Origin of the sequence: Vibrio sp. 10N.222.52.B7 (assembly GCF_041474275.1) — a bacterium.
Lineage (GTDB): Bacteria > Pseudomonadota > Gammaproteobacteria > Enterobacterales > Vibrionaceae > Vibrio > Vibrio crassostreae_C.
This window is the reverse complement of sequence record NZ_JBFRTU010000111.1, coordinates 1-1,272: the sequence shown is the minus strand read 5'-3', so window position 1 is coordinate 1,272 and position 1,272 is coordinate 1. Positions and strand designations below refer to the sequence as shown.

At 46.5% G+C, this 1,272-nt stretch carries 1 protein-coding gene; it reads left to right on the top strand.

Going from position 1 to position 1,272, the window contains the following annotated elements; genetic code table 11:
* Positions 1-1,272, top strand: a 1,272-nt coding sequence (locus tag AB4512_RS20700) for a replication initiator protein RctB domain-containing protein (protein WP_372175528.1), incomplete at both ends; no start/stop codon positions are given.

The following is a 1,272-nucleotide window of genomic DNA, read 5'->3' as shown; positions in this document are numbered from 1 at the left end:
TTTCGATCTCTGGCACTCGCGCTGTGATCGAGACACGATCTTCTAAAAATATCATGACCGTTGACGATCTGATGACGCTATTTGCGTTATTCACTCTCACCGTTCAATATCATGATCATCACCAAGATGATTACCATCTAGACGCGAAACACACGCCAAACAAAACACCACTCTACATCACTGATATTTTGTCTTTACGTGGCAAGAAAGACAGCGGCCCTGCACGTGATTCTATCCGCGACAGTATTGATCGTATCGAATTCACGGATTTCCAACTGCACGAGCTTACAGGCCGTTGGCTTAGTGAGAACATGCCAGAAGGCTTTAAGAGTGATCGTTTCCGATTCTTAGCTAGAACCATTACCGCATCGGAAGAAGCGCCTACAGAAGGCTCTGACGGCGAAATTCGCATTAAACCGAACCTATACATCCTGGTTTGGGAGCCTTCGTTCTACGAAGAGCTGCTGACGCGTGACTATTTCTTCCTATTTCCGCCAGAAATCCTGAAGCAACATACCTTGGTCTTCCAAATGTATTCGTACTTTAGAAGCCGCATGGCACGTCGTCATTCAGATAGCATGTTGCTCAGTGAGCTCAACCAGAAATTGGCGCGTAACATCGATTGGCGTCGTTTCTCGATGGATCTGATCCGCGAGCTCAGAAAGCTGGGTGAAGTCGGGGATCAAGAAGATACCTTCCTGGTTAATCTATGGGGTTATCACTTGACGATCACCGCGTTGATCGAAAAAGGGAAAACGACCGATTATCAGGTAGATATCAAATGTAATGTGGAAGAAGTATTACGTTACTCAAGAGCGCGTACCACTAACGCAGGTAAGCGTAATATGGCACCAACGCTGCCGAACCCACTTCGTAACGAAATGGTGTCTAAGCAGAAACTGGAAGAGCTGTCTGAGATTATCGACGGTGAGTTTGAGCCAATTCAGCGTAAAGCACCGTCGCCAAGAGGTAAATTGGGACGTCGAGTTAAGCAGCGTAAACACTCTGTTGAGATCAACGCTGACGAGATCATGATTACTCTCTCTAAATATACCTCTGCAGAGGCTCTAGAACGCAGCATAACGGCTTTATCTGCTATGACAGGGCACTCACATGCCTCAATCAAAGAAGAGTGCTCAGAGCTCATTGAGAAGCTTGATTGGTTGAGAGTAGGGGAGGACGTTATCCCATACGAAACACTGAGTCGCTTGATTGAGCTATATAACGACCGAGATAGCACCAGCAATCGACATCTGTCCATTGAACGTTTGA